We start from the raw sequence: 6,781 nt of genomic DNA, 5'->3' as shown, positions 1-6,781 counted from the left end.
TGTCCCGCCTTGCGTCGGTGGTGGCGCGGGGGGTGATGCCGGAGCAGATGGCGGTCGATATCGCGTGCCGTCTGGCCGAGGTGCCCGATGCGATCGTGTCCGACGTGGAGGACGAGCTCCTGGCCCGGTTCGCCGGCGATCTCGAGGGTGGGGATCGGCCGAGCCGGTCGGCGGTGGACTCGGCGATCGACGAGGCGGTGGAGCGGTGCGATCCGGCCGGGGCGGCCGGGGCGGCCGAGGCGGCCGCGCAGACCCGCCGGGTCCGGTTCCGCGGTGGGCGTGACGGGATGGCCACGATGTGGGCCAAACTCACCGCCGCTGATGCGGAGTTGCTGCGCCGGCGGATCGAGACCGACGCCGCGGTGGCGGCCGCGGACGGGCTGGACCGGCCGATCGACCAGTTGCGCGCGGACGCTCTGGCCGCGCTGGCGGTGTCCCCGCCCGACGCCGCCGTCGGCGATACCGCCACCACCGGCGCGGCCGCGACCGGCACCGCCGACGCTGCGGCGGCGGTGGCTGAGGAGTGTGGGATCGAGCTCGGGCAGGTGCGTGCGGGGGCGGATCTGCCGCGTCCGTCGCTCGGTAACGCCGCGCGGGCGGGGGTGCCGATCCGGATCAGTGTGATCGCCTCGGCGGTGCGGGGTCTGCCGAACCGGGTGGAGTTCGTCCACGGCACGTACAGCAGTTTCGAGTGGTTGTGCACGGAGTTGCTGGAGGGTGATGAGGCCAGTGTGCGGTTCGAGCTCATCGACCCCGCCCCCGGCGCGCTGGACAGCCCCGAGCACGCGCTGCGGTACATGATCACCCCGGCGATGGCCGAGCGGATCCGGCTGCGCGACGGCACGTGCCGGCATCCGGGCTGCTCGGTGCCGGCCAAGGACTGCGATGTGGATCATGTGATCGCGTTCAACAAGGGTGATCCGGAACTGGGTGGGCCGACCCTGGAGTGGAACCTGGTGTGCCTGTGCCGCAAGCATCATCGGGAGAAGACGTTCGGCACCAACACCTACCGGACCGGGCCGCTGGGCGAGCTGATCATCTGCACCGACACCGGGCACGAGCACCGCACCAGACCCAAAGGCCCCCTGGCCCGGGCCCGCGACGCCATCCGAGAACGCGAGTGGGCCGCCTTCGCCGACCGCATCATCGCCGACGACGGCACCCTCATCAACCCACCAGGCCACCCCAGACACGGCCCCCACACCCGCCCCGCCTGAAACCCCGCGGCGCTTTCGGGCGACCGTCGGTGCCGAGCGCCCGCTGCTGCGCGAATCCGGCGTGGGCGCGTGAGGGGGTGGTGCCGCCCGGGTCGACGACGGCGAGGGCGGCTGCTCCTTAAGGTGTGACGATGCCCGAGTCCGCGCGTCAGGCGCTCCGCCGGAACGGCGGCCATCTGGCGTCGGTGGCGCTTGTGCTCATGTGGAGCTCCGGCTACGTCGGCGCAGAGCTCGGCACCCGCGCCGGCGGCACACCGCTGCAGCTGCTGGCCTGGCGGTTCTCGATCCTCGGCGTGCTGCTGGTGAGCGTCTGCCTCGTGCTGCGGGTGCGACTGAACGACCGTGCGGCGTGGACCCGGCAGGCCGTTCTCGGCCTGTTCAGCCAGGCGGTGTTCCTGTTCATGATCTTCGAGGGGATCGCGCGCGGCGTAGACGGCGGCACCGCGGCACTCATCGCCGCCCTCCAGCCGCTGCTCGTGGCCACCGTCGCCGGTCGCGTGCTCGGCGAACGCACAACGGCCGGCATGTGGATCGGTATGGCCCTCGGACTGGCGGGCGTGGTGGTGGTCGTCTCCGGCGGCCTGGACGCGGGGACCGCACCGTGGTGGGCGTACCTGTTCCCGGCCGCGGGCATGCTCAGCCTGGCCACGGGCACGGTCCTCACCCAGCGCCTGCGCCCCACCGAGACACTGCTGCAGTCCATCACCATGCAGTCCGTCGTCGCGGGTGTGGTCCTGATGGTCGCGGCGGTGCTGACCGGTCAGGCGGCGCCCGAGGCCGAGCTCGACTTCTGGGCGGCAGTGGCCTGGCTGGTATTCCTGTCCACGCTGTGCGGATACGTCCTCTTCGTCTTCGTCACCCGCACTCGCGGTGCCACCGTGGCCAGCGTCCTGCTGTACCTCACCCCGCCCACGACCATGGTCTGGGTGTGGCTCATGTTCGGTGTCCCGATCACCCTCCCGGCGGTGGTGGGGATGGCCGTGAGTGCCGGGGGCGTGATCCTGGTCCTGCGGTCGCGCCCGACACCGGCGGGTCCGGCCCGGGCCTGACATATGGACGCCGGGGCCGGGGCGGGAGATGATTCTGAGGTGAACCCCGAGCAGCCTGACCTGCAGCGCGCCCTCGCCGACCTCGACGCCCGCCTCGGGCGCATCACCGCGGAGGTCGCGGAGGTCCGGGCCGGGCTGATCGCGCTCGGTCGGCACGCCGGTCCCGCTCAGGCCGCGCAGGCGGCCCGGCCCGGGTCGCCCTGGCAGCCGCCCGGACCGCCAGCGCCCGAACCGCCAGCGCACGGGGTGCGCCCGGGCCGACCGTGGCAGCAGCCGGCGCGCGAGCACCCATGGCAGCCGGAGCCGCCGCCTCGGCCGACAGGCCCGCCGCAGTCGCTGCCGCAGTCGCCGCAGTCGCCGCAGCCGCCGCAGCCGCCGGCCGAGGCGCGTCCGCGGAGGGCGCCGCGGATCACCGTCGCCACCGTCATCGCGGCGATCGGCGGGTCGGTCATGCTCGCCGGCATCGCCTTCTTGCTGGTGGTCGCCATCCAGGCCGGCCTCTTCCCGCCGATCGCGCGGGTGATCGCCGCCGCCGCGCTCGCGGTGGTCCTCGTCGCGCTAGGCCTACGACTTCAGGCGCGCCACGAGCCGACGGCCGGGACCCCGGTCAACCCCGGCGCGCTCGCGCTCGTCGGAACCGGGCTCGCCGCCGCGATGCTCGACATCATCGCCGCGACCACCCTCTACCTGTGGATCCCCGTCCCGGCCGCGTTCATGTTCGTCGGCGGACTCGCCCTCGGCGGCATGGCGCTGGCCCAACGGTGGGCCTCGGGGCTGCTGGCGTGCCTCGTGTCCGCGGGCACGATGCTGCTCGCGCCGTTCATCTCCACGGACGTCGAACTGCCGGTCTTCGTCGCGATCGTCGGCATCGCCACCGCCGCCCTCGCCGCCGACCTGGGGGTGGCCGTCCGCGTCGTGTGGTCCGTCCTCCCCGGCATCCTGCTGGCCGGATACCTCTCGCAGGCCGCCCTCCACTCCCGCGGCGAACAGATGGCGCTCATCGCGACCGCCCTCGTCTTCGCCGCCGTCGGAGCAGGGGTGGCCTGGTACGACTCACTCCGCCGGAGCCCCGCCGTCGAGAACGCGGCCCTCGTCGTCGTCCCCACCGCACTGCCCCTCGCCCTCCTGCCCGCCACATACCTCCTCCGGCCCGGCTGGCCCTACGGCCTGCTCCTCGCCGCGGCCTACCTGGTCGTCGCCGTCCTCGCCGGCCGCACCGCCGGCACGGACCGCGCCGGCGGCACGGACCGCGACCGTCACGCCACGCACCTGTCCGCGGTGACCGGCATCGTCGGCAGCGCGCTACTCCTGCTCACCTGGGTCGAGCTGGGCGGGCGCGAGATGACCGGCTTCGCCCTCACCCTCAGCGCGCTGGCGTACGTCGCGGCGGCCGGGCTGTGGGGCCGCAGGTGGCTGCACTGGGTGGCCGGAGCCGCGTCCGTACTCGCCCTGCTCGTGTACCTGGGCGTCAACGAACCGCACCTCGCGCTCAGCGAACGGCTCGCGGTGCGCGAGTTCAGCTACTGGGACGTCGTCTCCGCGCTCGCCGTCACCGCGCTGGCGACCGCCGTCACGTGGTGGGCGCGGCGCCGACTGCCCCGCGAGGCCGGGCGCGTGACGATGGTCGGCGCGGTCGTCGCCCTGGCCACCTTCTCGGTGATGATCGTCGCCGCCGGCGTGACGATCGGCGACCTCACCGGCGCGGCGCGCACCGGGTTCCTCGCCGCGCACCTCATGGTGACCGTGCTGTGGATCTGCTGCGCGGCGTGGCTGGTCCTCACCCCGAGCCCCCGCATCGCCGACGCCCGCCGGCTCGGGTTCGTCCTGGGCGCGCTCGCGCTGGCGAAGCTGCTCCTGCTGGACCTCGCCACGCTGCCGGGCCTGTTCCGCGTCCTGTCGTTCATCGCGGTCGGCGCGGTGATGCTCGCGGTGGCCGTGCGCTACCGCAAGGAGACCGACCCGTCGGGCAGCGGCTCACCCACGTAGATGTGGAAGGCCCGCGGCTCCGCGCCGGACATCAGCACCTGTACCTCCGGGTGATCGACCTCGTCGGGATCGTCCGACGGCTGGCTCCACAGGACCTCTCCCGCGTCGGTCAGCTCGCGCAGCGCCATCCGCGTGGCGCGCACCCACCGCACACGCTTGAGCGCCGGCTCGTCCCGGAGCAGGTCGTCCGCCAGTCCCTCCCGGTCGCGCAGATCGACCATGAGACGCTCACCGTCCGGGCACTCGTACGCCATACAGACCTGGTCGACCAGAACGGCCAGTGGCCACGAGGGCGCCGAGCCGAGCAGATCGACGATGATCATGCGCGCGTCCTCCACCTGGCAGGCCGTCGGCGTGGTGAGGACCTGCATCCGGTCGGCGACGTCCTCGGTGATCTCGATGAGCTGAACGGTCATGGTGAACTCCCGTGTCCGACGAGACGGTCGACAAGGGGGTTCGCGGCGCGGCCCGAACCGTCCCGACTGTGACCTAGATCATAGCGCACCGGCGTGGCCGGCGGGTCTCGGCGGGATGACGATCTCGAGAACAGGCCAGCCGACCACGCCCGCCGCCGACGCGCGTGTGGTTGTGTCACAGCTGTGACCCTCTCGCACACCGGCCCCGTGGACACCGCCGCCTTCACCCTCGCCTACGAGGGCGTCGACCCCCGGGACGAGGGCCTGCGCGAGACCCTCACCTCCACCGGCAACGGCTACATGGCCACCCGCGGCGCGGCCGAATGGGAGGAGGCCGACGACGTCCACTACCCCGGCACCTACGTCCACGGCCTCTACAACCGCGCGACCACCCTGCTCGGCGGTGTCCCGGTCCACAACGAGGACCTGGTCAACCTGCCGAACTGGCTGCCGCTGAAACTCCGGATCGGTGGCGCGGAGGTCCTGCGCCTCGCGGACGTGGAGGTCCTCGACTACCGTCACCGGCTCGACCTCCGCGCCGCGGTGCTCGCCCGGCACCTGCGCTTCCGCGACCGCGAGGGGCGCGAGACCGAACTGGTCAGCCGCCGGTTCACCTCCATGGCGTCGATGCACCACGCCTACCTCGAGTGGACCCTCACACCGCTCAACTGGTCCGGGCCCGCCGAGGTCGTCAGCGCGATCGACGGGCGCGTCACCAACGACGGCGTGCCCCGCTACCGCGACCTCGAGGGAACCCACCTCCACCCCGTCGGAACGGAGTTCCCGGAGCCGGAGGTGATGGCGCTCAAGACCCGGACCCGACAGTCCGAGGTCACCGTCAGCGTCGCCGCCCGGACCTGTGTCCTCGCCGTCGGCCGGCCGGTCGAGGTGCCCCGCACCGACTTCCGCACCCCCGACCACGTCCAACAGACGCTGCACCTGGACCTCGAGCGCGGGGTGCCGGTGACCGTGGAGAAGTCGGTCGCCCTGTTCACCTCGCGCGACCCCGCGACGGGCGACACGCTCGTGCGGGCGCACCGCTCGGTGGCCAGGTCGAGGTCGTTCGAGTCCGCCCTCGCGCACCACCGCGAGTCGTGGGACCGGCTGTGGCAGGCGTGCGACGTGCAGGTGTTCGGCGACGACGAGGCCCAGCACCTCCTGCGCGTCCACATCAGCCACATCCTGCAGACGTGCTCACCCAATACCGCCGATCTCGACGCCGGCGTCCCCGCCCGCGGGATCAACGGCGAGGCCTACCGCGGCCACGTGTTCTGGGACGAGTTGTTCGTCCTGCCGTTCCTCACGTACCGGTTGCCGGGCGTCACCCGCAGCCTGCTCATGTACCGCTACCGTCGTCTGGCGGAGGCGCGCGCCGCCGCCCGGGCCGCCGGCCGCGCCGGCTTCATGTTCCCGTGGCAGAGCGGATCGCTCGGCACCGAGGAGACCCAGGAGGTCCACCTCAACCCGATGTCGGGGACGTGGGACGTCGACCTGTCCCACAACCAGCGGCACGTCAGCGCCGCGATCTTCTACAACGTCTGGCAGTACATCACCACCACCGAGGACACGATGTTCCTCGAGTCCCAGGGCGCGGAGCTGATGCTCGGCATCGCGCGGTTCTGGGCCTCCGTCGCCCACTACTCGTCCGACCGGGAGCGCTACGAGATCCACGGCGTGATGGGCCCGGACGAGTACCACGAGAAGTACCCGGGCGCCGCCGAGGGCGGCCTCCGCAACAACGCCTACACCAACGTCTTCGTGGCGTGGATCTGCGACATCGCCGCACACCTGCTCGACCTGCTGCCGGCACCACGCGCGGACGCCGTCCGTGCCCGGCTGGAGCTCCGCGACGAGGAGATCGAGCGGTGGAAGGACATCAGCCGCCGGATGTTCGTGCCGTTCCACGACGGGATCATCAGCCAGTTCGAGGGCTACGCCGACCTCGAGGAACTGGACTGGGACGCCTACCGCGCGAAGTACGGCGACATCCAGCGCCTCGACCGGATCCTCAAGGCCGAGAGCGACACCCCGGACCGCTACAAGCTGGCCAAGCAGGCCGACGCGGTGATGCTCTTTTTCCTGTTCGGCGACGACGAGTTGCGCCGCATCTTCA

At 72.4% G+C, this 6,781-nt stretch carries 5 protein-coding genes; 4 read left to right on the top strand and 1 reads right to left on the bottom strand.

Going from position 1 to position 6,781, the window contains the following annotated elements:
- From KHA85_RS14685 to KHA85_RS14675, 3 genes are all read left to right on the top strand, one after another.
- Positions 1 to 1,217 (top strand): HNH endonuclease signature motif containing protein (locus KHA85_RS14685; protein WP_236885747.1); only part of this gene is annotated, 1,217 nt, incomplete at its 5' end.
- 131 nt (positions 1,218 to 1,348) lie between these two features.
- Positions 1,349 to 2,266, top strand: coding sequence for a DMT family transporter (locus tag KHA85_RS14680; protein ID WP_213186370.1), 918 nt, complete (start codon positions 1,349 to 1,351; stop codon positions 2,264 to 2,266).
- A 39-nt stretch (positions 2,267 to 2,305) separates the two neighbouring features.
- Positions 2,306 to 4,252: a DUF2339 domain-containing protein gene (locus KHA85_RS14675; protein ID WP_213186369.1), complete on the top strand. Its 1,947-nt coding sequence runs from the start codon at positions 2,306 to 2,308 to the stop codon at positions 4,250 to 4,252.
- Here KHA85_RS14675 and KHA85_RS14670 read toward each other — a convergent pair.
- Positions 4,207 to 4,668: a hypothetical protein gene (locus KHA85_RS14670; protein ID WP_213186368.1), complete on the bottom strand. Its 462-nt coding sequence runs from the start codon at positions 4,666 to 4,668 to the stop codon at positions 4,207 to 4,209. The two genes, KHA85_RS14675 and KHA85_RS14670, sit on opposite strands and share 46 nt — an antisense overlap.
- 183 nt (positions 4,669 to 4,851) lie before the next feature.
- Between KHA85_RS14670 and KHA85_RS14665 the strand changes: the two genes are divergently transcribed.
- Positions 4,852 to 6,781 (top strand): glycoside hydrolase family 65 protein (locus KHA85_RS14665; RefSeq protein WP_213186367.1); only part of this gene is annotated, 1,930 nt, incomplete at its 3' end.

It is taken from the genome of Dietzia massiliensis (assembly GCF_018390595.1).
Taxonomy (GTDB): domain Bacteria; phylum Actinomycetota; class Actinomycetes; order Mycobacteriales; family Mycobacteriaceae; genus Dietzia; species Dietzia massiliensis.
The sequence above is the reverse complement of the archived record's forward strand: the minus strand, read 5'-3'. Positions and strand labels throughout refer to the sequence as shown.